General features: G+C 39.4%; 25 protein-coding genes, 1 pseudogene and 1 riboswitch. Of the genes and pseudogenes, 9 read left to right on the top strand and 17 right to left on the bottom strand.

Going from position 1 to position 23,378, the window contains the following annotated elements; translation table 11 throughout:
- The first annotated feature begins 154 nt into the window (after positions 1 to 154).
- The 3 genes and pseudogenes from CRO04_RS27035 (at position 155) to CRO04_RS26805 (ending at position 686) form a co-directional block, all read left to right on the top strand.
- On the top strand, positions 155 to 286 hold the full coding sequence (locus tag CRO04_RS27035) for a hypothetical protein (RefSeq protein WP_278321363.1): 132 nt from the start codon (positions 155 to 157) through the stop codon (positions 284 to 286).
- Positions 234 to 362: pseudogene (locus tag CRO04_RS27290) on the top strand (hypothetical protein); the annotation flags it as partial. The gene CRO04_RS27035 and the pseudogene CRO04_RS27290, both read left to right, overlap by 53 nt.
- A gap of 75 nt (positions 363 to 437) precedes the next feature.
- Positions 438 to 686: a tyrosine-type recombinase/integrase gene (locus CRO04_RS26805; RefSeq protein WP_242974428.1), complete on the top strand. Its 249-nt coding sequence runs from the start codon at positions 438 to 440 to the stop codon at positions 684 to 686.
- 397 nt (positions 687 to 1,083) lie between these two features.
- Here the strand turns inward: CRO04_RS26805 and CRO04_RS10490 are convergent, their stop codons facing one another.
- The 3 genes from CRO04_RS10490 to CRO04_RS10480 form a co-directional block, all read right to left on the bottom strand.
- Positions 1,084 to 1,785: a hypothetical protein gene (locus tag CRO04_RS10490; protein ID WP_097004194.1), complete on the bottom strand. Its 702-nt coding sequence runs from the start codon at positions 1,783 to 1,785 to the stop codon at positions 1,084 to 1,086.
- 400 nt (positions 1,786 to 2,185) lie between these two features.
- Complete coding sequence (locus tag CRO04_RS10485) at positions 2,186 to 2,779, bottom strand: hypothetical protein (protein ID WP_330400831.1); 594 nt, start codon at positions 2,777 to 2,779, stop codon at positions 2,186 to 2,188.
- 90 nt (positions 2,780 to 2,869) lie between these two features.
- The gene (locus CRO04_RS10480; protein ID WP_097004192.1) at positions 2,870 to 3,589 is read right to left on the bottom strand and encodes a protein kinase family protein; all 720 of its coding nucleotides are present in this window, start codon (positions 3,587 to 3,589) and stop codon (positions 2,870 to 2,872) included.
- Between the two features lie 383 nt (positions 3,590 to 3,972).
- Positions 3,973 to 4,092, top strand: a riboswitch (TPP riboswitch).
- A gap of 57 nt (positions 4,093 to 4,149) precedes the next feature.
- Between CRO04_RS10480 and thiS the strand changes: the two genes are divergently transcribed.
- The 5 genes from thiS to CRO04_RS10455 are packed head-to-tail and all read left to right on the top strand — an operon-like array spanning position 4,150 to position 7,646.
- Positions 4,150 to 4,344 carry a sulfur carrier protein ThiS gene (gene thiS, locus CRO04_RS10475; RefSeq protein WP_097004191.1) on the top strand — a complete coding sequence of 65 codons (195 nt, stop codon included), beginning with the start codon at positions 4,150 to 4,152 and terminating at the stop codon, positions 4,342 to 4,344.
- 1 nt (position 4,345) lies between these two features.
- Positions 4,346 to 4,987, top strand: coding sequence for a thiamine biosynthesis protein ThiF (gene thiF / locus CRO04_RS10470; protein WP_097004190.1), 642 nt, complete (start codon positions 4,346 to 4,348; stop codon positions 4,985 to 4,987).
- Between the two features lie 23 nt (positions 4,988 to 5,010).
- Complete coding sequence (locus CRO04_RS10465; protein ID WP_097004189.1) at positions 5,011 to 5,784, top strand: thiazole synthase; 774 nt, start codon at positions 5,011 to 5,013, stop codon at positions 5,782 to 5,784.
- 10 nt (positions 5,785 to 5,794) lie between these two features.
- A complete protein-coding gene (gene thiH / locus CRO04_RS10460) occupies positions 5,795 to 7,048 on the top strand; it encodes a 2-iminoacetate synthase ThiH (protein ID WP_097004188.1) in 1,254 nt (417 codons plus the stop codon).
- Positions 7,041 to 7,646 (top strand): thiamine phosphate synthase, encoded by a 606-nt coding sequence (locus CRO04_RS10455; RefSeq protein WP_097004318.1) that lies wholly within the window; start codon positions 7,041 to 7,043, stop codon positions 7,644 to 7,646. Before thiH ends, CRO04_RS10455 begins: the two co-directional genes overlap by 8 nt.
- 3 nt (positions 7,647 to 7,649) lie before the next feature.
- Here the strand turns inward: CRO04_RS10455 and CRO04_RS10450 are convergent, their stop codons facing one another.
- The 14 genes from CRO04_RS10450 to CRO04_RS10385 form a co-directional block, all read right to left on the bottom strand.
- Positions 7,650 to 8,210 (bottom strand): hypothetical protein, encoded by a 561-nt coding sequence (locus CRO04_RS10450; protein ID WP_097004187.1) that lies wholly within the window; start codon positions 8,208 to 8,210, stop codon positions 7,650 to 7,652.
- 39 nt (positions 8,211 to 8,249) lie between these two features.
- Positions 8,250 to 8,558 carry a DUF6506 family protein gene (locus tag CRO04_RS10445; RefSeq protein WP_097004186.1) on the bottom strand — a complete coding sequence of 103 codons (309 nt, stop codon included), beginning with the start codon at positions 8,556 to 8,558 and terminating at the stop codon, positions 8,250 to 8,252.
- A 130-nt stretch (positions 8,559 to 8,688) separates the two neighbouring features.
- A complete protein-coding gene (locus tag CRO04_RS10440; RefSeq protein WP_097004185.1) occupies positions 8,689 to 9,453 on the bottom strand; it encodes an AraC family transcriptional regulator in 765 nt (254 codons plus the stop codon).
- Between the two features lie 22 nt (positions 9,454 to 9,475).
- Complete coding sequence (locus tag CRO04_RS10435; RefSeq protein ID WP_097004184.1) at positions 9,476 to 10,540, bottom strand: Gfo/Idh/MocA family protein; 1,065 nt, start codon at positions 10,538 to 10,540, stop codon at positions 9,476 to 9,478.
- A 10-nt stretch (positions 10,541 to 10,550) separates the two neighbouring features.
- On the bottom strand, positions 10,551 to 11,852 hold the full coding sequence (locus CRO04_RS10430; protein WP_207654432.1) for a phosphoribosyltransferase: 1,302 nt from the start codon (positions 11,850 to 11,852) through the stop codon (positions 10,551 to 10,553).
- A gap of 185 nt (positions 11,853 to 12,037) precedes the next feature.
- Positions 12,038 to 12,535, bottom strand: a complete 498-nt coding sequence (locus tag CRO04_RS10425; protein WP_097004183.1) for a hypothetical protein — start codon at positions 12,533 to 12,535, stop codon at positions 12,038 to 12,040.
- Between the two features lie 93 nt (positions 12,536 to 12,628).
- Complete coding sequence (locus tag CRO04_RS26800) at positions 12,629 to 13,240, bottom strand: YHYH domain-containing protein (protein ID WP_242974422.1); 612 nt, start codon at positions 13,238 to 13,240, stop codon at positions 12,629 to 12,631.
- A gap of 154 nt (positions 13,241 to 13,394) precedes the next feature.
- Entirely contained in the window at positions 13,395 to 14,942 is a 1,548-nt protein-coding gene (locus CRO04_RS10415) for an LCP family protein (protein ID WP_097004182.1), read from the bottom strand.
- A 203-nt stretch (positions 14,943 to 15,145) separates the two neighbouring features.
- Positions 15,146 to 16,006: a Cof-type HAD-IIB family hydrolase gene (locus CRO04_RS10410; RefSeq protein ID WP_097004181.1), complete on the bottom strand. Its 861-nt coding sequence runs from the start codon at positions 16,004 to 16,006 to the stop codon at positions 15,146 to 15,148.
- Between the two features lie 5 nt (positions 16,007 to 16,011).
- Positions 16,012 to 16,743 carry a glycerophosphodiester phosphodiesterase gene (locus CRO04_RS10405; RefSeq protein WP_097004180.1) on the bottom strand — a complete coding sequence of 244 codons (732 nt, stop codon included), beginning with the start codon at positions 16,741 to 16,743 and terminating at the stop codon, positions 16,012 to 16,014.
- Positions 16,744 to 16,768: 25 nt separating this feature from the next.
- A complete protein-coding gene (locus CRO04_RS10400) occupies positions 16,769 to 18,160 on the bottom strand; it encodes an ABC transporter substrate-binding protein (protein ID WP_097004179.1) in 1,392 nt (463 codons plus the stop codon).
- A gap of 42 nt (positions 18,161 to 18,202) precedes the next feature.
- Positions 18,203 to 19,111 carry a carbohydrate ABC transporter permease gene (locus CRO04_RS10395; protein WP_097004178.1) on the bottom strand — a complete coding sequence of 303 codons (909 nt, stop codon included), beginning with the start codon at positions 19,109 to 19,111 and terminating at the stop codon, positions 18,203 to 18,205.
- The gene (locus CRO04_RS10390) at positions 19,111 to 19,977 is read right to left on the bottom strand and encodes a carbohydrate ABC transporter permease (protein WP_097004177.1); all 867 of its coding nucleotides are present in this window, start codon (positions 19,975 to 19,977) and stop codon (positions 19,111 to 19,113) included. Before CRO04_RS10390 ends, CRO04_RS10395 begins: the two co-directional genes overlap by 1 nt.
- A gap of 11 nt (positions 19,978 to 19,988) precedes the next feature.
- Positions 19,989 to 21,089 carry an ABC transporter ATP-binding protein gene (locus tag CRO04_RS10385; protein WP_097004176.1) on the bottom strand — a complete coding sequence of 367 codons (1,101 nt, stop codon included), beginning with the start codon at positions 21,087 to 21,089 and terminating at the stop codon, positions 19,989 to 19,991.
- 471 nt (positions 21,090 to 21,560) lie between these two features.
- Between CRO04_RS10385 and glmS the strand changes: the two genes are divergently transcribed.
- Positions 21,561 to 23,378 (top strand): glutamine--fructose-6-phosphate transaminase (isomerizing), encoded by a 1,818-nt coding sequence (glmS, locus tag CRO04_RS10380; RefSeq protein WP_097004175.1) that lies wholly within the window; start codon positions 21,561 to 21,563, stop codon positions 23,376 to 23,378.

Below are 23,378 nucleotides of genomic sequence, written 5' to 3'. Positions count from 1 at the left end.
AAGACAACTTAAAACATTTCACAGAGACCGCTACTATGTTTAATTTATCATGCTTTCTTGAATTCAGCAACTACATATCTTATTTTTTTATCCGTCCTCCTCCTTTTTTGAATGGTAAGAACTCTATTCACATTCATTTTAAGGAGGTTCCATTATGGACTATTTAAACTCTTATCGGGAGATGCTCTCCCTTCGCGGTCTTACCGACCATACCCTGAAATCTTATTCCATTTATGTCAGGGATTATCTTCTTTATCTTGATTTTATTTCTTCACAAAGTTCCTGAGGACGTTTCCTGGGAGGAACTTCGTCATTTCATTCTCTGGCTTCAAAATCATAAAGACCTTTCTGACAGGACCATAAACCATTGTATTTCCCAGCTTCGCTTTTTTACTCTTTACGTCCTTCATAAGCCATGGGACCCTACCCAGCTCCCTATGCGTAAGTTTGATGCCTATCTTCCTTTTGTTCCATCAAAAGATGAGGCTTTTACTTTTATAACCACGCTCCCCGACTTGAAGCAAAAAGCGATGGTTTCTCTTATGTATTCTGCCGGATTACGGGTTGGTGAAGTATGTCACCTCAAATATTCCGATATCCAGCGCAAAAACATGCGCATTCATATATCACATTCCAAAAATCGTTCTGACCGTTATGCGATTCTTTCCAAGGCAAGACTTTGCTAACTATCTTGCATCCTTATATTGTTTTTTCAGGCCTCCCTATGGAAGGTCTATGAAACTTGCCCTAAAATATCCTCAGTCCTAAAATACGGTCTGTTTTCCGTAATTTTAAGGCTGAAAATCATCTTTACAGCCACCAGGAGGAAAAGCAATCCCCATACACTTACCGACTGACCGTCCTCAAATTGGTACAATTGGAAAGAATCACATTCAGAGCAGCTTGAGTTTTTCTCAGGCTGTTCTTTTTTACTGCTCTAAATCTGATACTTTCCTAAAGAATTATACCATAAAAATTTACTTACGCTACATTTACTAACAACAACATTTGTAATAATTCTATCCTTTCATTTATTAGGCAGGAGTCGCTGGTACCCTGCCTAATAAATGGAATATAATTTAATTATTGTCCATATGCAAATACTATTGAATTCACAGTTTCTTTAGTACCATCTGTATAGTTTTTACTAGTTTCAATAACACGTCCAGACCAATCAAAAACTCCGTAAAAAACTCCGAATGTCGATGATGCTACATTCACCCGCACTGCACTTCCCTGGTTTGTTCGTTTTTTTATATTAGACGCGACACCCGCTTTATGCGCCGCATTCAAACCTATCATAAATCCTGGTACTTGTGCATTTGGAACAAAACATAAAATCAGACCAATTAATGCTTGTGCATCGCCTGTTTCTATTGATGACGCTAATTGTGCTCCGTGCAGATGTTTCAAATAATAAATTGTATTTGTCTGCCCATAGCGAGGAGCGGATAGATATGTTTTTACAATTGCCTCATTATAACCTGATGGTATGGTGACATAATTTGATGAAGGTACACCAGCCCCTCTTTTCATTTTGGCGACAAATGTAAATGCATCAACAAAACCATATTCATTTACTTGATCCTTTCTTATCGGAACCCCTTCCATATAACAAACAATTGTATCATTAGAAGCATTATAGAACTTTTCTGTTAAGTACGCATTTTCATTGATTTTTGTTGTTTGTTCCGGAGTCGATTCCGTAGCGAGAGCACTAATTGTTAAATTACTAACCATACAAACAGTCAAAGATAAAACAGCAATTATTTTACTAATCTTCATAGAGTACCTCCTGTTCTAAATAAGCTAAAATGATTTGTTATTATTCATCTTAGCTTTCCTTTAAGTAAACAAGCTTTATATTAGCTATTGAAAACGAGTTATCCAGCAAAACTTATAATATTAGTATTAAAAGCATATGTATACCAATATTTTCAATTGCTAGTTGATCAAACTTACTAATATCAATCATAGAAGTACTTTTAGCAATGTGATTCCTCCTCCTTTGCTGCCTTGCTTTATGGAGCAGTTTTGTTATTTGCGTTCTACTCTCCTCCTATTGTCATGTATGCCTGAAAGGTATCTGATTAAGTGACAAGGAGCATGGGGAGAATGGTGGAATACTCCCCATGCTCCATATGTTTCATTAAGGGCTGTTCCCAGTCGATCACAGCAGTCAGATTTAGTTAAAATGAAAATCAAAGGAGTTTTGAGCCTGAATAAATATATCTCGCATAAAAAGTTCATAATTTTCTCTTTGTGAATGTCTATTACCTCTATATATTTTTTTTGAAGTTACAATATCATTTAACATATGTGCATCAAGAAAATTAATATTGCAGAATTCATCATTTTCATATAAGTATTTTAAAGTTTTACCAATATTTAAAAGATCCTCATAATGCTTTCCACATGAAAAACCTTCAATCATTGAATCGTCGAAAAAAGCTGCGTAGAAAAAAAGCGATTTAGCAAGCCAGCCTTTTTCCGCCATACTGTCGTTTGTACTATTTGATAAAACAAAATTTAAATAATCTGTAAATTCTATAAATGATCCTGTAGTTGTTTTTATACCTACAATTGGGTACCACAAGCCTTTGATTTTTCCATTATTAGTACCTGATGAACTGTAATAAGCTAATGTTACTCGTTCTACCCCATCATAAAATAAGATATTTACATCAATTAAACCAATCATTCTGAAATGTTTAACAGAGTATACATTAGCACAAAAACTTTTCTTATGAACTTCTAAAATACGTGGTGAAATGTTCACAATATATCTCCCCTGTTTTGAATTATTCATTGCTTACGATATGAACCATACAGTTAAGAAAGGTTTTCTTGACCATATGGTTCATTATCATTAAAGACTCTCATTTTTAATTTGTTGAAGATCATTTTCTATTTGTTGCAAATTAGTATAGCAATCTTCAATTCCCATAAGTTTTTTTAAAAACAAATTTTCTTGTTCGGTTATATCAAGTTCTTCGTACCAGGCCTTCTCTTCCAGCCCTAAGTCTTGATAACACGATGTATAATATAAATGAATCAAAAAATCTCCAAAGTACCAATAATCCGTTTGTTGAGTATATTTTTTATTGTCTATATATCTAGCTAATCCAAAATCAATTAAAACGATATCTTGATTTCCCTTTAAGATAACATTGGGTGGTCTAATATCTCTATGAACAATATTCTGTTGATGCAATATTGCTATTATCTCTAGTAGCTGAGTGGCGATTTTGTATATTTGAACTTTACTAAATACATATGCATCATTAAATAATAAATCTTCAAAAACTTTCCCTGAAATATATTCTAATACATATGCTTGTATATCTTCGACTTCCAATTTTTCAATAAAGGCGGGAAACTTAGGATTATTTATACTTTTTAATATTTCTTGTTCGTAATACAGTTTAGTTTTAGATGTTTTTAACGTGTCTTTTTTTAATTGTTTTATGATGCATTTTTTTAAATTGCTATTTTCTGCTAAATAAACAATTCCATATCGCCCTTCGCCTATCTTATTTAAAATAGTATAGCCGTTTAGTGATTCGCCAGGTTGATAATATTTGTCCATACTATTTAAACTTTATCACTTCACCTAATAACTGTACGAACGAGATGATCTGCTTGATGCACTGGAACGGCTAGTTCTTCTATAGTGAATATGGCCTTTATTAGATTTTAATTTTTTATTTTTCATAATAATCCTTCCTTTACTTGAATTTGTATCCAACTAATTCAAATAATTAACTAATTTTATATCGCACTTATGATATGGATTAGCTATACATTATAATATGAATTGTTTATTATTTTGTTACATTCTGCGCGCTCTCTATTTGTTTGTCCCAGGGAAGCGACTTTGCGAAGGATATCGATTGATGGCTTATCGATTTATTCAGGAATATCATGTTATTTGTCTTGCATAATCACACGTATAGTAGTATTATTAATAATAATTTAATACCGGGGAGCTTGCGGGTGTTTTTACCCAAACAGGCTGAGAGGAAAGTGTGACTTTCGACCCATTTACCTGATTTGGATAATGCCAACGTAGGGACGACTGAATTTATAAGTAATATGGGAAGTTGCCAATCAGGCAGCTTCCTATTTTTTTTAAGGAGGATTAAAATCATGATAAAAATCAATGGCATTTTTCATGAAGCAGCCGGAAAAACTCTGGCAGAATATCTGGCAGGCACCAGCTACAATCCCAAGCGGATTGCCGTTGAATGGAACGGGGTAATCGTTCCAAAAGAACAGTATGAGAAAACAGTACTTCAAGATGGTGATGTTGTTGAGGTCGTCAGTTTTGTAGGAGGTGGTTGATATGAACAGGATTCCTACAATGGAGGAAATGAGGAATGCTCTTGACAATCGAAACGGAAAGACTCTGCAGGATAAGTTCGCAAGTTCCACTGTCGCTATCTGCGGGCTTGGAGGCCTTGGATCTAATATTGCTGTTGCCCTTGCCCGTGCAGGTGTGGGCAGGCTGATACTGATTGATTTTGATAAAGTGGAGGTTTCTAATCTCCACCGTCAGCAGTATAAGGCTTCCCAAATCGGAGTTTTCAAAACAGAGGCTCTTGCTGCAAACTTAAAGGAAATTGCACCATATTTATCAGTCATCACACATACCAGGCAAATCGATGAGAATAACTTTAATGAATTGTTATGCAATGCGGATATTATTTGTGAGGCCTTTGATGGGGCTGAGGCGAAAGCTATGCTGGTAAACAGTGTGCTGGAAAAGATGCCTGAAAGGTATCTGATCGCCGCTTCCGGAATGGCAGGAATTGATTCCTCTAACGTTGTAAAAACCAGAAGGATTACAGATCATTTCTATCTCTGTGGAGATGAAGCCAGTGATGTAGAGGATAATATTGGACTTATGTCCTCACGAGTCATGTTGTGCGCCGCACATCAGGCACATATGGCGCTCCGCATTCTTGCGGAAAAATATGAAGCCTGAATTACAGAAAGAAGGTAGACATTATGCAATCAAACGACAAACTGATAATTGGCGGTCAGGAATTCAGTTCCCGGTTTATTCTGGGTTCCGGAAAATATTCCCTGAGCCTGATTGAAGCAGCGGTAAAGGATGCCGGTGCACAAATCATTACCCTCGCCGTTCGCCGAGCCAATACGAAAGAACAGGAAAATATTCTGGATTACATACCAAAAGGGGTCACACTGCTTCCTAATACTTCCGGTGCAAGAGATGCCGGGGAAGCAGTTCGAATCGCCAGACTTGCAAGAGAATTAGGGTGCGGTAACTTTGTGAAGATTGAAATTATGCGGGACTCCAAATATCTCCTGCCCGATAATCAGGAAACCATCAAAGCCACTGAAATTCTTGCAAACGAAGGATTCGTAGTCCTGCCTTATATGTATCCCGATTTGAATACAGCTCGTGATCTGGTGAATGCCGGTGCTGCCGCTATTATGCCGTTAGCTTCTCCCATCGGGTCCAACAAGGGACTCGCCACACGGGATTTTATTCAGATCTTAATCGATGAGATTGATCTTCCGGTTATAATTGATGCGGGCATTGGCCGGCCCTCCCAGGCTTGTGAGGCAATGGAAATGGGCGCCGCGGCAATTATGGCTAATACTGCTCTTGCCACAGCCGGGAACCTGCCTCTGATGGCATCCGCATTTCGTCAGGCAATTGAAGCGGGAAGAAAGGCATATCTTTCTGGTCTTGGCAGAGTTCTTGTTCGCGGAGCAGCTGCCTCCGACCCTCTGACCGGTTTTCTGCATAATTAGGGGGTGTATTATGGAAAATAAATTTTTATTTGATTCTGATCATTTGTCAGAAGCCGTTCTTAAGAAAAAACATCTGTTGGAAACGGATCCGTCCTGCCGTAAAAACCACATGGAGTATCTGCCTGGAATGGAACAGATTCAATCCGGTATCTGCGATCAGGTTATATCAGAGATGAAGTCCTATGACTACTCCCAATATACTGCAAAAGATGTTATGGTAGCATTGGATCATGAGATTTGTTCTCTGGAAGATTTCAAAGCTCTGTTATCGCCTGCTGCAGAGCCCTTTCTTGAGCAACTGGCCCGCAAAGCGAGACTGGAAACCAGCAGGCACTTTGGCAATACAGTTTATCTTTTTACTCCGCTGTATATTGCAAATTACTGTGAAAACTACTGTGTTTACTGCGGATTTAACTGTTATAATCATATCAGACGTATGAAGCTTAGTATGGAGCAGATTGAGCATGAAATGAAGATTATTGCAGACAGCGGTATGGAGGAAATCCTGATACTTACAGGAGAAAGCCGTACCCAGAGTGATGTGGCCTATATTGGTGAAGCATGTAAGCTGGCCCGGAGATTTTTCCGCATGGTGGGACTGGAAATATATCCGGTAAATACAGACGAGTATCGGTATCTTCACCAATGTGGAGCAGACTATGTGACGGTGTTTCAGGAAACTTATGATGCAGATAAATACGAAACCATACATTTATATGGGCACAAGCGGGTGTGGCCCTATCGTTTTGATGCGCAGGAACGAGCTCTCAGAGGCGGTATGCGGGGTGTGGGATTCTCTGCATTGCTGGGCCTTTCGGATTTTCGGACGGATGCACTTGCCAGCGCACTTCACGTATATTATTTACAAAGAAAATACCCGCATGCAGAAATGTCCCTCTCCTGCCCCAGACTTCGCCCCATCATTAATAATGAGAAAATAAATCCTATGGATGTAGGGGAAAAACAGCTTTGTCAGGTTATATGTGCCTACCGGATCTTTCTGCCATTTGTGGGAATTACTGTTTCTTCCCGGGAGAGCGAGGCTTTCCGTAATGGTATAGTAAAAATTGCAGCCACGAAAGTTTCTGCAGGAGTTTCAACGGGAATTGGGGATCACGAAAGCAAATACCGGGGAAAGGAGTCAGACGGAACACAAGGTGATGAGCAGTTTGAAATTAATGACAGCCGCAGCTTCCAAAAAATGTATGAGCACATTTCTAAGGAAGGCTTGCAGCCCGTTCTGAATGATTATCTCTATGTTTAATATTTATTGTGTTACCAGCCGTATTTTGTGTAAAGAAGATTTTCTTCATCGAATAGAAAAAATTGCTCTCAGCCATCCTGCTGGTATCATCCTGCGTGAAAAGGACTTATCAGAGGTACAATACAGACAGCTTGCGAAACAGGTCATTCAAATTTGTACAGAATATCAGATACAATGTGTGCTTCATAGTTTTGTTGATACTGCCATAGAGCTGAATGCGGCGGCGATACACCTTCCTCTTCCGAAAATGCGGGAAATGACCGATATGCAGAAGAGACACTTTAAAATAATCGGTGTATCCTGTCATTCGCCAGAGGAGGCCAGGGAAGCCGAGAAACTTGGCTGTACCTATATTATTGCAGGGCATATTTTTACAACCGACTGCAAGAAGGGATTACCCGGACGGGGTATCCCCTTCCTGGAAGGTATTTGTAAAAGTGTATCTGTACCAGTTTACGCGATCGGAGGGATAGAATGTAATAATGTCCGTTCTGTCTGTAAAGCAGGAGCCAAAGGAGCCTGTATCATGAGCGGCCTTATGACATGCGATAATGTGAAGTCGTTTTTGACAAACTTGAAAGGAGAGGCGAGTTTATAACTACTATTTTAACAATGCCGCATTTTGTTGTAAGCTTGAAAATCCCTGCGGTAGTGGCGAATGAATGCGTTTACAGAGAAGTTTTATGAATGCTACCCCTCCCACTGCAGTTTGATACATTATGCGGATATCCTTTGTATCGGTTGCAAACACAACATAGCCTGCACCAGCCCTCTTTGGCGGCTGTCTAAAGGCAGCCATACGAAGTTCATCTATGGAAACACTCCGCTTAAAAAAGAGTCCCCGAACTACAAGTGAATCTTTTTTAAGCGTAACTTTCCAGCGTAACATCAGTGAGGAAACTAGAATCAGAAAGATGGATACGCAATACATAACAACCGGAATATTCTCAGGATCAATGTCCTCCAACACATAGGAGTCAGGAAAAAAAATACAAATGAATAACACGGCAATGCCCAAAGGAAGTGTAACAAAAGCAAAGACACGCATCATATAATTACTAATCACAATTGGATTGCCATGTCTGTCTTTCTTGCAAGCACTCCAAAAATCCTGTTCGATACTTTTACTAACTGACTTTGCTAAAATTTGATTTAAACTCATCTCATACCTCTCCTGCAAACGAAATTACATCCTGTCGTATTACAAATTAAATAATTCATCTCCACTCTTAAAGTCAAACCCTGGATGGTGATCAAATTTTACAGCACCAACCGATGCCCTTCCCTTTACTGCTTTATTAATCATGGCAATACCTTCATTACCAAATCCTGCACAAAGTTCCAGGGCTTTTACACCATCATCAACCAGCTCTTTTGCAATCTGAACACCTTCTGTATAATTTCTGACACCAACAATGTCTAACGTCAGAGCTGGTGTTTCAATCATTGCTCTGTGTATTTTATAATCTGTCTCTGGTGCAACGAAAATAAATGCTGCTTTTACTTTCATAATTAATCCTCACTTTCTTTCCTGATTATTATTTTCTTGGGATTCTTATATCCTATCATAAAAAGGATATCAATTCTTGCAGAATATTGTCTTTTCATTCTGATCCCATAAACGGAAAATGAGGCATGTTTTATAATCTCTGAAAGTTCTTCTTGTAATCCTGAAGACTGATACCCATTTGTTTTTTAAAAAGATTGCATAGGTGGCTTTGATCATTAAAATTCAACTCCATTGCTAAGTCTACTTCTTTTCGATACTCTATAATTCCTTTTTTAACCAAATACATTTTTGCCTGAATATAATACTGATTTGGCGTTACACCCATCTCTTTTTTAAATATTTTCACTAAATAGTACTTAGATACATGAATTGCATCTGCCAAAGTGTCCAGGCAGAATTTTTCATGTGCATTCCTTCGAATATATCGCCTTGCTTCTTCTACAATACCACTTTTTATTTTTTCCTTATGATGCTCCGTCTTGTCCGCAATCACAGGCTTCATCAGATTGGTTAATGATCTTACTAACTTTTCAGCTGACCCCTTTGTAATATAGTTAACACACATCTTATGTATGACTTCCGAAGATGGAAATGTAAGGAAATAATCATTGAATTCCAGATATTTCAATTGTTCTTTCCAATCATTCTTTATACAAATGGTAATATACCGATATCGTTTTTCCGCCTGAATGATTACTCCTACATTAGAAGGAATAATATAAGCATTACCCGGATAAAGCAACCTTGATTTCCCATTAATTGTAAAATCTACTTCGCCCTCCTCTATAATACCAAAACAAAAACTTTCATGGCTATGTAACGGAAAGTTATGGTTACTATTGGCAAATAAAATTTCTATTGAATTTTTTTCATAAAAATTAATCATATTCTTCATACCAACAACCTACTTTCCATAACTAATTCCATGGCTGAACTTCTGTTTTAAAAACTGCGTACGGCTGTTTCAGAGCCTCCTGCATCAATAAGAAAAAATAGTTATCCTGACATCCCTCTGCAAAGGAATAAAAGCTGTTACCGGTCAGGAGATATTCTTTCATTCCTAAAAGGCAGCGTAACATAGCAACTTCATCATCCGTAAGTCGTTCCCTTGCAAAAAGATTCCTATAGAGGCATTCACCACCAAGATTAATGGAATAGGTAGACATTGTATTAATATCCTGGGTTATCTGAAAGGTTTGAACTAACGGCTGATTATCTTTGGTCAAGCTGCGTACAATATCATCATCCATTTCCCCTCGAACCCCTTGTATATTGATATGGCGGGTACGGATCTTGGAACGGTATTGTACATTGGACGCAAAATCATAAAAAGCTACTTTTCCGCTTTCAAATTCTATGGTGTATCTTGACCGGTCAGCCATAACGACCTCTCCATCTGTCTTAATTCCATCTCTGGAATCAGTGACCGTCACAGGAAATTGATAGTTTTTACCAGTTATTTGAGCTTTTTCAAATCCAACTCCTAACAGTTTCCGGATTAAGCTGACTCCATGATAGTCATGAGCCCAGGATATGGATAAGTTATGAACCTCGCCTAATATTCCTTTTTTTAGAGCCATTAATCTCGCCTCATAAAGCGGCTGTAAAAAATACTGTTCCGCGATCTGAATTCTGGCACCTTGTTTTATAGAAATGTGCCACAGGGAATGAAGGTCATTTAAATTCATGGCAGGCGGTGTCTCTACTAACATTGGAATGCCATAAGGGATTAACCTTTTTATCATCTCCGGATTTCCATCCCTTCCAATCGCTATCACCACAAAATCAGGATTTGCAGATAAGCATTCCTCTATGGTCAAAGCTGTTGGAACAGAATATGTTTGGGAAAATTTGGCTGCTTTCTCTTTATTTCGAAATAAAACAGAAGTCACTTCAAATTGTGCAGATAGAACAAGGCCTATTCTTAAAAAAGCCATTGCCCGGAATCCATTTCCAATAATAGCATATCTAATTTTAGTCATAGAGCCCTCCTTAAGCAAATGCTATCTGTTTCGTATCTATATGTTTGTTTTCTACTCCATCTGCCATTAAACAAAAAGGGTTATTTTTTGAGAGAATTTCCATAATATCATGGATCCTCTCATAAATACTAAGAATTTTTGTTTTTGTTGAAGTTTCTAAGCACATGCTATTTATATATAAATAATAGTCAATTTCTTCATAAATCATATTAATTTTATTAAACCTGACTACATCATATCGAAAGTTAATATCCTTTTCATTCTTAAGGATTTCTAAATGCTCCTCAAGTATTCTAAAATATCTATAGCAAAGGGGCGTTATTAAATCTATCTCATCTAGTTGAAACGCCTGGTAATCAGCTCTAAAAACTTTTCCCTCCCAATAATACTCTATTGCACCAGTAGAAATATTATTAAAAAACTTCAGCAATTCCTGTTTAATAGATTTTAAGGTAGTTCCAGTACCTGTATTATCATCTATCAATAAAATATTCATATTCTCCGGGTATTGAGTACTTAGTAAACTCACCTGTTCAGGCAGAGATAATTCACAATAATGATTATTATCATATTTTGAGAACCTAACATAATCATAACCTGCCAGGCAGGAACACCCATTCATGATATTTATATATTTCTGCATTGATATAAAAAATGGTGGTATCAGCGCGGCTCCTTGCAAAGGTGAAATGATAATATCGTATTCTCCAACATAATCACATAATGCAAAGTAAGTAATAAACATAATCAGAATATTGTCCATCTCCGAATATTCTCGGACGTAGGAAATATTAAGTTTCTTCATATCCGATATTATACTATCAATTAAGGCAAAAGATAAAGGTGGAAATTGAGTTAGGTCTTCATTAAAAATAATTTGAGTTATATAATCAGTTAAGTCTATCAGGTATTCTTTAAGCGCTTTATAATAGTTACAATTTAAAGATGTATAACAGAATATGACACCAACTAATTTTGCTACACATGATAACATATATTCCGTAAGTGAGAATACAATATATCTTTTATTATCATACGATAATTCTAAATTTATAATTATCGGTGCATCTAAAGCTATATTTTTCACTAAATCTGCTGTTTCAATTAAATCCGTTGAATAATAAGTGTAATTTCTGTTACAGTAAAATGGTTTTTTAAGGCTAAAATACTTCGCTAAAATCGGAAGATATTGGTTATATTCTTCTTCAAACTTATCAGTTTCAATATATACCTCCCCGGCATAACCGAACTTATATTTGGTTAATATAGTTTGACTTAAGAATGGTTTAATCAATTCATATAAATCATTCAAACTAACACCTCTCTAGTTAGTACTCATATATAGAAAATACTTATTTACCATATCATGTCTCCAAATCGAATTGTTTTCAAATAGATTCCGAAATAAAAGACGGAACTATCCAATTCTGTAGATAAATCTACTTTTTAATAGTTCCGTCTATAATCTTAATTCACCTGATTCCCATTATATTATCATTATTGAGCTGCAGAACTTTCAGGTGTAGTACCTTTTTCTGCAAATACAATCCAAATTGGGAATTCTTTAATTACATTAAAATTATTGTCGCGATATGAAAATCCAAAATAGATAGGCTGATTGGATATACTATCAAAATCCTCATATAAATTTGGATCATAGCTTACGCGGCCATCCTGCAAATCTACCATATAGTCGCCAACTGCAGTATCTGCAGTACTTACTGTTGAAGTAATCATAGTTGCATTTGTATCAGTTGTTACGATATCAAAAAAATGATACCTGTTTTCACTGTTAATATCAGGCTTTTCAACAACAATAGCAGGTGTGGTTTGACCGTTAATCGTAATATCTCTACTTTCAATAAAGCCTGGGACAATAATCTGATAATTTTCGTCCCCCCAGTTAACCGTTTGTTCTTGAGCCGCACTTGCTGGGATAATCATAATACCTGCAAGCAAAAGTGTAGTTAAAATAACTCTGAACAGCCTTTTCATACAAAATCCTCCTTTTTAGTATAGAATATCATAATAATTCCAGTATTACAATTATTTCCATATATATTGAACTCTTTTTTTATAACTCTTTTTTTAATTATGTATGCGGTCCTCTTTATACCCACAATTCATATAATGTTCGTAATATTTTTTCAAATCATCTCCATATAATTCAGCTAAATCTGAATTATTATCTTTATAGATTTTCACATCAAAAGTACTGCAGGCTTTACGTCCCTCTGCCATACCGTTATTCACAAAATGCTCCAATAATTTTTGTTCGTCATTTCCAAGAGTCGTCTGTAAATCCGGATTATTTGTAAAATAAAAAGCCGTATCGAATATCAACTTATAATCATCGGCCTTCAAAACAGGAGCAGCCTTCGTTTCTGTTGCGTCATTCTGCCTGGTAGTTACTTCACTGCTGCTGTTATTGGAATACGGACAAACTCCACCCGGGTGTAAATGTGCAGCGTATCCATGATGGTAATGATAGCTTCCTAAACCACTTTTATTTTTGTTATCGCGATGTCCACCCTGGGCATCCGTCCGTCCCGAGTGTGCCTGGGCACTTATTATATTATTTGCATATTTTGTTTCCGTACATCCCAAAATTAAAAAAGCAGCCACAAATAAAGCAAACCGTTTATACCTTTTCCTTTTTATTTCAGAGTTTTGTTCCGTATTCTTTGTATCCATACTCATATATTGCTTCCCCCTTACCTTTTTCTATAAATATAGCACATATAAAGTTGTATTACAAATATATAGCATAATTAATTTCAAAAATAAAAAATGACAAATCCATACCTATTTTCTTTGGCATTTTAATGATTTGTCATTTTAAATATATTACTTCTTATGCATCTGGACCTGCATTTGTTTCCGGTTCAGTGGTAACGCCTTCATCTGAACCTTTTTCGGATCCGGCTTGTTTTTTCGTCTCGCTTGTTGTATCGTCTTCTTTTGTATCTGGTACTTTTTTGTCAGTTTCTTTTGTATCCGGTATCTTTGCACCCGGTCCGACCAGACTTCCATCTTCCTGGGTAGGTTTTTCCCCATACTGCTGCTCTTTCGTTTCAACAGCGGTCGTATCAGCCGCCGTTTCTTTGGTCTCTTCTGTAGTCTCAACAGCGGCTTCTGTCTGCGCAGGAGTTGTTTCTGCTGGGGCGGCAGCCGTTTGTTTCTTCTTCTTTTTACTGTTGGATGTTCCTCCGGAAGAAGCTTTTTGACCTGGTTTGGAAATGCCGCTTTCTTTTGAAATTGATTGGCTGATTTTCTTAACAGCTGCAGACGGAGTATAATTTTCCTGACCATAAAGGAACTGGTGCAGCTGTACTACATTACTCTCTAATGTAGCAGGAATAACACAGTCCATTTTCCCTATTTTCATCGTGGTACGGGAGAACGGGAAGCCGTCTGTTTCGCCGATACGATATTTGCTGATGCCCTTAGCAACCGCCAGGATATCATTCATGCCAATGCTGGTGGAAATCTGCGGAAATACAGCCGTTACCAGGGTTTTTCTTGTAGCAAAATCTGCAGACCTGGCTTTTTCCATGGCAAGGTTCACGACTTTTCTCTGACGCTCGGTACGGTTAAAATCAGTATCCATCAAACGAAGCCTTGCATAAGCCACTGCCTGTGCCCCATCCAAATGATTCATACCCGCATGTTTCAGCTGATGGGAACCGACTCCTGTGGAATTAACTGTTTCTGTAATAAAACCATTGATGTAAGCGAATTCGGAATCAGTGATCTCCAGATCAATTCCCCCCAGAATATTTATGGCATCTGCAACGGATTTCCAGTTAAAAGTAGCATAATCATCGATATTTAAGTCCAGATTTTCGTTTAAGGCTTCCAGCGCCTGTTTATGCCCACCCTTAAAGTAGGCCTCATTTATTTTATGATAGGTACCCTTACTATTGATTTTTAAGTAAGTATCACGGTAAACGGATACCAGTTTAATCTCTCCGGTCTCCTTATTGATATTGCAGAGCATTTCTACGTCTGAAAGCGCACCCTTATCCAGTTTACCGTCTCTGGAATCCACACCGAATATGGCAATGGTCCAGTAACCTTTCTGATGTGTCCGCTGCTTAAACAGAAATAAGCCTGCAATCAGCAATGCTGCAATTACAAGCAGTTTAAAAATTATTTTGTGTTTCTTATGATGTCTTTTTTTCTTCTTTCGGTTCTTTGCGTTCTGTTGACCGCTATACCGGACACGGGGATTTCTTCCGTCACCTGTACTGTAATACGTTCTGTCACCGCGTGAAGCCTCTATATGATCCTGTGCCTGGCTGCTTCGCTCAGTAGTATGCCTGGATTTTCCCCGCACTCTGCTGCTTTCGCTTCTCTTTCTACGAGCCCGCATACGGTCTACTTCATCTTCATTATCCATGACTCTAACCTCATCCCTTTCCTGATTGTCTCAGACAACCCCACATATTCTATCAGAAATTCAGTTCTTATTCCTTGCTTTTCTCTTAATATTCTCAGTCAATCAATCTTTTCCTAAGATCAGATTGAAACTGAGAGGGGTTGAGAAATGAGATAAAGGCTGATAGATAGACATGAGGTTTCAGATGAGGTTTCAGATAAGAATTAACCGGTTGCTAAGGCTGCATCCGATAAGATCAATGCTTCAATGGCTGCTGCCACTCCGTCCTCTTCATTGGATCTGGTGACCAGCCGTGCGCGTTTTTTGATTTTTTCTGACCCATTATCCATGGCTACGGTGTACCCTAACGGCAGAACCAGCATAGACAGATCATTTTCACTGTCTCCCATGGCCAGGATCTCTCTTGGATGAATTTTAGTATTTATGGCATATTCAAGCAGTGCATTTCCTTTTTGAGCATTCAAATGGGTTAATTCAAGATTGGTTGATGCAGAAGAAGCAATGGAGATACCTTCATCCTTTTCCAGGCAGGAACGGATATATGAAAGGACCTGAGGGTCCTCATGTACAACTGATATTTTATATATGTCGGTATCAGAATGAAACAAATGCTCTTCAGAAACAAACTGAAAGCGCTTAACAATGGTTTCAAATGTATGTTCGTCAGAAATCATGGAGAGAAAAATTTTGTTCTCAAAGCTTTCCTTAAATTCTTCCATACTTGAAGTTGTATAACTTCCTTCATCAGTCATAAAATCAAACAGGACGGAAAAAGGCCGGCAGATGTCTAAGATACGGCTGACCTGGCTTTTTAACAGCGCCTGCTTGCGGATTTGTTCCCCTTTGCTGTTAAATACTGCCGCGCCATTCATGCAGATTATATCACAGGATATGCCCGCCTCATTCAAAGGAGCATAAGCATCTGCATAATTACGTCCTGTGCATACAATAAAACCAATATTTCTTCTCTTCAGCGCTAAAATGGCAGCCTGATTTTTTAATGATATTTTTCCATAACGGTTTAATAAGGTTCCATCCATATCGGAGGCAACTAATCGAATCATATATTTTATCCTTTCTTATCCACTATTTTTCTTGCAATGTCAGGATAATTGGTGATGATAGCTCCAATCTCCTGCTCCGCTAAGTATTCCATCAAAGATTCCTCATTGACAGTCCATACATGCAGTTGAATGTTATTCTTTTTTGCTTTTCTGATTAATTTATCAGTCCGAAGGTTGTTGACAGACGGATGAAGGGCGTATGCCCCGATCAGCTTTGCATAGGTTATCACATGAATCCAGCCATCTGAATATAATATTCCTGTCTTTGCTTTGGAATCCAGTTTTTTGACTTTTATAATACTTGGATGATGGAAAGAGGAGTAAATCACTCTCTCTTCCATCTCCATTTTTTTGACCAGACTGATAACTTTATCTTCGATTCCCTTATAACGGTACACACCCGTTTTCAACTCGATATTTACAGTTAAGTCTGTGGGTTTTAACAGCTTAAGAACTTCTATTAGCTCAGGTATGACTGCTGCGGTGTATTCCGGATGTGTTTTGTTGCTGGAAAATTGTTTTAATTCAGCCATGGTGAAATCCTTAACTCTGCCGGAGCCGTCGCAGGTGCGGTCAATGGTTTCATCATGTATCACTGCCAGTTTTCCGTCTTTTGTAAGCTGTACATCCAGCTCCACTCCGTCTGCCCCCTGCCTGACTGCCAGTTCAAATGCCTCCAGGGTATTTTCCGGTGCATATGCACAAGCTCCTCTGTGAGCCCAAACCTTTGTTTTCATCTGCCAATATCCTTCCTGATGTCATTTACTTATTTAATAGATTATAATCGGCTATTGACTTATTAATTCTTTCTGCCATCTTTGAAACAGCATCCTCAGGTGTACCATTGTTATTAATCATATTTTCGATTTCAGTTTCCACCGTTTGTCTTGCTTCCGGAAAAACACTTAATAAGGCACCGGCCGACTGGGGGGTAGAATCGTGAAGCTGATCAATGGCTGTCTGAAATTGTGGATATTTTGCAATGTTGTCTTTGAAAACAGGCTCCTCATGAGCGGCTGTTGTAATGGGGAAATATCCAGTCTGGGAATTCCAGTAAGCCTGACTTTCCGGAGATACCAGGAATTTAACGAATTCCCATACTGCCTTTTGCCTGGCGGCATCGTTATTGTTTAATGCCCATAAAGAACCTCCGCCTATGGAAACACCTCCCTTGTCGTCATCACTGACCTTTGGAAAATATGCAGTACCCACTTCAAATTTTCCATTCACATCGTTTAAGATTTGTTTTAAGGATGCAGTGGAACCAAGTGTCATGGCAGATTTTCCAGAACTGAAGTCCGCAAGACCGGCATCTCCTCCTCTGCCAACGTTGGGGGCATACCCTTTGTCTGATAATTCTTTCCATGCTGTCAGCGTTTTAACACCTGCGCCATTTTTATCGAAGTCAACCGCAGTTGCCGCTCCATCCCGTCCGTTGCCGTTATCCGCATAATTCGCCTGCTGCTTACAGGTGAACTGCTCAAAAAACCAGCCATAGATGCCAAGGGAAATCACCTCTCCTGCACCGCCCTTATTTAACAGGTCATCGCCAATTCGCTCAATTCCAGGCAGACTGTCAGGCACCTCAGTAATACCGGCTTTTTTAAACAGGTCTTTGTTGTAGTATAGAATCGGTGTTGATGAGTTAAATGGCATGGAATACAGGGTTTTGTTTACCGTATAATAGGCTGCAATATTGGGTTCCACCTGGGAAATATCCCATTTATCCGCATCAATGAGCTGCTGCATCGGCACTACCCAGCCGGAATCTATCATAAACCGGGTTCCGATGTCGTAAATCTGGACAAGATCTGCTCCCATATTGCCGATCTGTGCACTTTTCAACTTATTAATCGCATCGTCGTAGCTTCCCTGATACTGCGCCTCAACGGTAATCCCTGATGTATTTTCCTTGTTAAACTTTTCCACAAGTGCATCAATTGCTTCTCCATTGACACCGCCCATGGAGTGCCAGAATGTAATAGCAGTCTTTTGCTGATTTCCTGAAGCATCTGCGGTAATAGAAGCGGTTGTGGATGGCGCTGCTGCTGATTCTGCTGTAGTATTTCCGGCTCCGGTCTGACTGGAACAGCCAGAAAGCATTCCGACAGCCATGAAAGCTGCCATACAAAAAGAAACTGCTCTCTTTTTCATGTTAATCCTCCAAATTTTATGTAATATTTATTCTGAATCAGGCTACCCTTTAACGGCTCCTGAAAACATTCCTCTGATTAACTGTTTCTGCCCCAGGATAAAGACGGAAATCGATGGGACGATGATCATGACTACGCCTGCAATCATCATGGATATTGACTGGGAATCTACGCTGTCTAACATACCGATTCCGATCTGTACCGTTCTCATTTTATCGGAACCTGTAACAAGGAGCGGCCACATATACATGTTCCAGGCATTTATGAAGGTATAAACTGCCATTGCCCCAATTGCTGATTTCGTAAGCGGAATGAGTATGCTGTAAATAAATCTTAAGTTCGAGCAGCCATCAATCCGGGCTGATTCATATAACGATATGGGAAAGGATTTATAGAACTGACGGAACAAAAAGATTCCCATTGCTGAAGTCAGGTAAGGAATAATTAAAACCTTGTAGCTGTCAAGCCACCGAAATCCGCTTACTGTTAAGTAATTGGATATAATGGTCGCTTCTCCCGGTATCATCATGGTTGCCATCACAAGCATAAACAGAACATTTTTACCTTTAAAATCGAGAAAGGAAAAAGAAAATGCAGCCAGGGAACAGGAGAATATCTGACCGGCCGTAATGCAGCCTGCTACTAAAAATGAATTAACGATAAAACGGGTTAAAGGTATTTTAACCAATGCCTGACGGAAATTATCAAGTGTAGGTGTTAAAGGTATTAAATTCATACTCGTTGTGAACAGTTCACTGGAAGGCATGACTGCAATGCTGACTGCATATAAAAGCGGAAGCAGCAGAAACAGCGCCATAAGAAAATTCAATCCTGTCAGGGCCAGTTTCATGGCTCTGCGGCGGATGACTGCCCTCTTTAATGCATCTCTTTTAAGAGTTTCCAGTTCCTCTCTGGTGATATCATTTACTGCCCTGGAAATAACAGATTCCATCAATAATCTACCCCTTTCTTTTCCAACCGGAACATGCATAATGTCAGAACCATGATAATCATAAATAAAATCACGGACTGAGCGGCTGCACTGCCGAAACGATAATTGAAAAATGCATCCCGGTAAATGGAATATACAATCAGATTTGTGGATTCTCCCGGACCTCCCATGGTTAATACCTTCACCTGGCCAAAGGACTGGAAGGACTGAATGATATTAACAACCAGTGTATAAAACAAAATCGGGCTTAACCCTGGCAGTGTTAAACGGAAAAACTTCTGGAATGCATCAGCACCGTCAACAGAGGCCCGTTCATAAATGATATCATCAATATTACTTAAGCCAGCGCTGAAATAAAGGAAATTTATACCGCTGTTTAACCATGCGGTTAACAGTGCCACACATACCAGCGCATATTTGGGATCACTGATCCAGTTAATATGCAGACTCAGCAGCTTATTAACAATTCCAATGGATGGATGAAGCATGATTTTAAATATCATAGCTGCCGAACTTGAAGCGATTGCCATTGGAAGGGCATAGGCTGTACTGAAAATCCGGATGCCAGGAAACGACTGATGACACAATACTGCCGTTGTCAAACCAAGAAGCATACTGACACTTACGACAATCAGTACAAATACTGCTGTTACAAGCAGACTGTTAAAGAATGATGCCGAGCCTAGAAGCTCAGAATAATTTCCTGCACCCACAAACAGCTTCGCCTGCCCCATTTTATTGGTTTTGAATACACTTAAATAAATTGTTTTAAAAAAAGGAAAAAACAAAAAAACTGCAAATACTGCCATAGCCGGAGCTATGTATGCATAAGGACTTAGATTCCTCGTAACTATTTTAAACTTCATAAGACTGCTCCTTAACGGTATAATATGTTTTCTTCTGTATCCATATCAAACAGAAAGATCTGATTCATATCAGCAAAAACAGACGCTTCCTCTCCAGTTTCCGAAGAAAAATCAGGTTTCAGTCTTGCACAGACCGAATGTCTTCCTATTTTCCCATGAAGGAGGATTTCCGAACCCAGAACTTCCTTTATCTCAACGTTAAGTTTTAGTTCCTGTTCCTTTGGTCCGGTTTCATGGAAATCCTCCGGGCGAATGCCAAGATATACTCTCCTGCCCAGATAATCCCCCTCAATCAGCCGCTGTGCACATTCTTCATTTACAAACAACCGGTTCCTTAAAAACTCAACACAAATCCGGTCTTCTCTTCTCTCCACCCAGACAGGAATAAAATTCATGGAAGGAGACCCTATAAAACCGGCGACAAATTTGTTAACCGGATTCCGATAGAGAACGTCCGGCTCAGCCGCCTGCAGAATAACTCCCGAATCCATAACCACAATTCTGGTTCCCAGAGTCATGGCTTCTACCTGGTCATGGGTTACGTATATTATGGTCGCTCCCAGCTCTTTATGTATTTTGGATAACTCTACCCGCATTTGTGTTCTCAGCTTTGCATCCAGATTAGAAAGAGGCTCATCCATTAAATAAGCCCTGGGCTCCCGTACAATAGCACTCCCGATAGCGACTCTCTGCTTCTGGCCTCCCGATAATGCACGGGGCTTCCGGTCAAGTAAGTGGCTGATACACAAAACTTCGGCCGCTTTTCTCACCCGTCTGTCAATCTCCGCTTTCCCGATCTTTCGTACTCTTAAGCTAAATGCCATATTTTCATAAACAGTCAGGTGTGGGTAAAGGGCATAGGACTGAAAGACCATAGATAAATCCCGTTTTTGTGGAACTGTCAGATTCATCAGCATTCCGTCAATCCACAACTCCCCGGAAGATATCTCCTCCAGACCAGCAATCATCCTTAACGTAGTGGACTTCCCGCATCCAGAGGGACCTACCAGTATAATAAACTCCTGATCTTTTATATCCAGATTAAAATTTTTAACCGCAGCCTGACCATTTTTAAATGTTTTACATACATTTACCAAAGATAGATTTGCCATAAAAACCGCTTCCTTTCTTATATCCTGTCTTCATTTTAAAGAACAGATGTAAAATGAAAAAGAATCTTTACGTAAAATAGATGTAAATCATGGTATTGACGCACAAAGAAAGAGAAGTTATAATAAACTAAATTTATGAAGGAGGCATAAATACACATAGCAAAGCTAAGCGCCATGCACCTGCGGATACGATCGTGAGCGTTTTCTCAGAGAAAACGGTATTCAAAGGTTAACGAGGTGAAGGGTGATCGAATATTCGGCGGATGCCCTTCCATGCTGCCGGGCGTGTATCCAATGTGAAATATGCAGGTAACTGCAAAACAACCACACTGGAACCGGTACATCAGGAAAAAATGTGTTAGACAAGAACGCTGTCCGTTTTTCAGACAATAAGAGACAGCTTGTTTTTGTGTGCATATTTCGCGAAACAGGAATATAAAACTAAAAACGTATTATAAAGGAGATTTTATTATGTGTGGAATAATTGGATATAGCGGACCATTAGACTCAAAAAAAATACTGTTAGAAGGACTGTCCCAGTTGGAATACCGCGGATACGACAGCGCTGGAGTTGCACTTTGCATGGAAAATTCCAGAATTCATCTTGTACGTCATACTGGAAAAGTATCAAACTTAAAAAAGGGCTGCGAGGATATAAACCAGGTCTCCCACTGCGGCCTGGGACATACCAGATGGGCAACGCATGGGGGTGTCACGACAGAAAACACCCATCCCCACAGGGCAGGACGTGTTATACTGGTTCACAACGGCATTATTGAAAACTACCACCAGCTTACAACGGATTTTCACCTGGAAGGGAAACTACTTTCTGAAACAGACAGTGAAGTGGCTGCCTGGGTTCTTGAAAGCCTCTATGAGGGAAACCCGGCTGAGGCCATTGCAAAACTGGTCACCTATTTAAGGGGGTCCTACAGCTTTTGTATGATGTTTGAGGATCACCCGGGTGAAATCTATGCAATCAGGAACGTGAGCCCTCTGGTAGCTGCATATACCCACTCAGGTTCATTCGTGGCATCAGACCTGACTGCTCTGATTCCGTATACCAGACAGTATTTTGTAGTCCCCGAAAATCATATTTTAAGGCTCACATCCTATAAGGTACATCTGTATGATCTGGATCTAAAGGAGCTGGAACCGGAAATTCTGGAAGTGAACTGGAATATGGATGCAGCCATGAAAAATGGTTTTCCTCATTTTATGCTCAAAGAGATCCACGAACAGCCGGAGGCTTTAAAAAATACGATTCTCCCGCGCCTTTCAAAAGGTCTGCCCGATTTTACGGATGACCAGATACCAGACGTTTTATTTGAGGATTGTAATCAGGTGCAGATTGTTGCCTGCGGCACTGCCATGCATGCCGGAATGGCGGCAAGAGCCTTAATGGAACCGCTTTTACGAATTCCGGTTACAGTCTCCATCGCATCGGAATTCCGCTATGAAGATCCACTGGTAGATGACAAGACCCTGGTCATTATCATCTCCCAATCCGGTGAGACTATCGATACCCTGGCTGCCCTCCGCCTTGCAAAAAGCTACGGTGCCAGAACATTGTCCGTTGTTAATGTAAAAGGTTCTACCATAGCCAGAGAAAGCGATTATGTACTCTATAGCCACGCAGGCCCTGAGATCGCTGTCGCCAGTACCAAAGCTTATTCCGTGCAGCTGGCTGCCCTTTATATGGTATGCTGTCGTATGGCCCTTGTAAGAGGCAAATACGGTGCAGAGGAAGCGGAAGATTTCATGAAGAAGCTTCTTGACTCCATCCCTGCCATGGAAGCCATGATTGAAAAAAGGGATACGGTGAAAGCGCTGATAACACACTTAATCAATAAACCGGATGCCTTTTTCATCGGACGCGGCCTTGATTATGCCTTTTCTCTGGAGGGTGCATTAAAACTGAAGGAAATCTCTTATATTCATGCAGAGGCCTATGCAGCCGGTGAATTAAAACACGGGACCATCGCCCTGATTACAGAGGAGGTTCCGGTGATTGCCATCGCAACTCAGGAAAATGTGTTTCCCAAGACTATTTCCAATATCCGGGAGGTAAAGGCAAGAGGCGCCTTTGTAATTCTGCTTACAAAAGAGAGTTTAAATGTAGAGCCCGGCATTGCGGATATACGGATTAATATTCCAGATATCGGGGACCGTTTTACCGTATTCCCCATTGCAGTTGTTTTACAGCTTATTGCCTACTACGCATCGGTAGGAAAAAATTTAGACGTAGATCAGCCAAGAAATCTGGCAAAATCCGTGACTGTAGAATAA

Source organism: Lacrimispora amygdalina, from assembly GCF_900205965.1.
Taxonomy (GTDB): Bacteria; Bacillota; Clostridia; order Lachnospirales; family Lachnospiraceae; genus Lacrimispora; species Lacrimispora amygdalina_A.
The sequence above is the reverse complement of the archived record's forward strand: the minus strand, read 5'-3'. Positions and strand labels throughout refer to the sequence as shown.

Excerpts from the sequence above, each read along its gene's own strand:
- CRO04_RS10480 (WP_097004192.1), bottom strand. The coding sequence starts at position 3,589 with ATGGACAAATATTATCAACCTGGCGAATCACTAAACGGCTATACTATT.
- CRO04_RS10450 (WP_097004187.1), bottom strand. The coding sequence starts at position 8,210 with ATGAGTTTAAATCAAATTTTAGCAAAGTCAGTTAGTAAAAGTATCGAA.
- CRO04_RS10385 (WP_097004176.1), bottom strand. The coding sequence starts at position 21,089 with ATGGCAAATCTATCTTTGGTAAATGTATGTAAAACATTTAAAAATGGT.
- CRO04_RS10410 (WP_097004181.1), bottom strand. The coding sequence starts at position 16,006 with ATGATTCGATTAGTTGCCTCCGATATGGATGGAACCTTATTAAACCGT.
- CRO04_RS10455 (WP_097004318.1), top strand. The coding sequence starts at position 7,041 with ATGTTTAATATTTATTGTGTTACCAGCCGTATTTTGTGTAAAGAAGAT.
- CRO04_RS10425 (WP_097004183.1), bottom strand. The coding sequence starts at position 12,535 with ATGAAAAGGCTGTTCAGAGTTATTTTAACTACACTTTTGCTTGCAGGT.
- thiH (WP_097004188.1), top strand. The coding sequence starts at position 5,795 with ATGGAAAATAAATTTTTATTTGATTCTGATCATTTGTCAGAAGCCGTT.
- thiS (WP_097004191.1), top strand. The coding sequence starts at position 4,150 with ATGATAAAAATCAATGGCATTTTTCATGAAGCAGCCGGAAAAACTCTG.
- CRO04_RS10400 (WP_097004179.1), bottom strand. The coding sequence starts at position 18,160 with ATGAAAAAGAGAGCAGTTTCTTTTTGTATGGCAGCTTTCATGGCTGTC.
- CRO04_RS10490 (WP_097004194.1), bottom strand. The coding sequence starts at position 1,785 with ATGAAGATTAGTAAAATAATTGCTGTTTTATCTTTGACTGTTTGTATG.
- CRO04_RS10435 (WP_097004184.1), bottom strand. The coding sequence starts at position 10,540 with ATGACTAAAATTAGATATGCTATTATTGGAAATGGATTCCGGGCAATG.
- thiF (WP_097004190.1), top strand. The coding sequence starts at position 4,346 with ATGAACAGGATTCCTACAATGGAGGAAATGAGGAATGCTCTTGACAAT.
- CRO04_RS10390 (WP_097004177.1), bottom strand. The coding sequence starts at position 19,977 with ATGAAGTTTAAAATAGTTACGAGGAATCTAAGTCCTTATGCATACATA.
- CRO04_RS27035 (WP_278321363.1), top strand. The coding sequence starts at position 155 with ATGGACTATTTAAACTCTTATCGGGAGATGCTCTCCCTTCGCGGTCTT.
- CRO04_RS10465 (WP_097004189.1), top strand. The coding sequence starts at position 5,011 with ATGCAATCAAACGACAAACTGATAATTGGCGGTCAGGAATTCAGTTCC.
- CRO04_RS26800 (WP_242974422.1), bottom strand. The coding sequence starts at position 13,240 with ATGAGTATGGATACAAAGAATACGGAACAAAACTCTGAAATAAAAAGG.
- CRO04_RS10405 (WP_097004180.1), bottom strand. The coding sequence starts at position 16,743 with ATGAAAACAAAGGTTTGGGCTCACAGAGGAGCTTGTGCATATGCACCG.
- CRO04_RS10415 (WP_097004182.1), bottom strand. The coding sequence starts at position 14,942 with ATGGATAATGAAGATGAAGTAGACCGTATGCGGGCTCGTAGAAAGAGA.
- CRO04_RS10440 (WP_097004185.1), bottom strand. The coding sequence starts at position 9,453 with ATGAAGAATATGATTAATTTTTATGAAAAAAATTCAATAGAAATTTTA.
- CRO04_RS10445 (WP_097004186.1), bottom strand. The coding sequence starts at position 8,558 with ATGAAAGTAAAAGCAGCATTTATTTTCGTTGCACCAGAGACAGATTAT.
- CRO04_RS10395 (WP_097004178.1), bottom strand. The coding sequence starts at position 19,111 with ATGGAATCTGTTATTTCCAGGGCAGTAAATGATATCACCAGAGAGGAA.
- glmS (WP_097004175.1), top strand. The coding sequence starts at position 21,561 with ATGTGTGGAATAATTGGATATAGCGGACCATTAGACTCAAAAAAAATA.
- CRO04_RS26805 (WP_242974428.1), top strand. The coding sequence starts at position 438 with ATGCGTAAGTTTGATGCCTATCTTCCTTTTGTTCCATCAAAAGATGAG.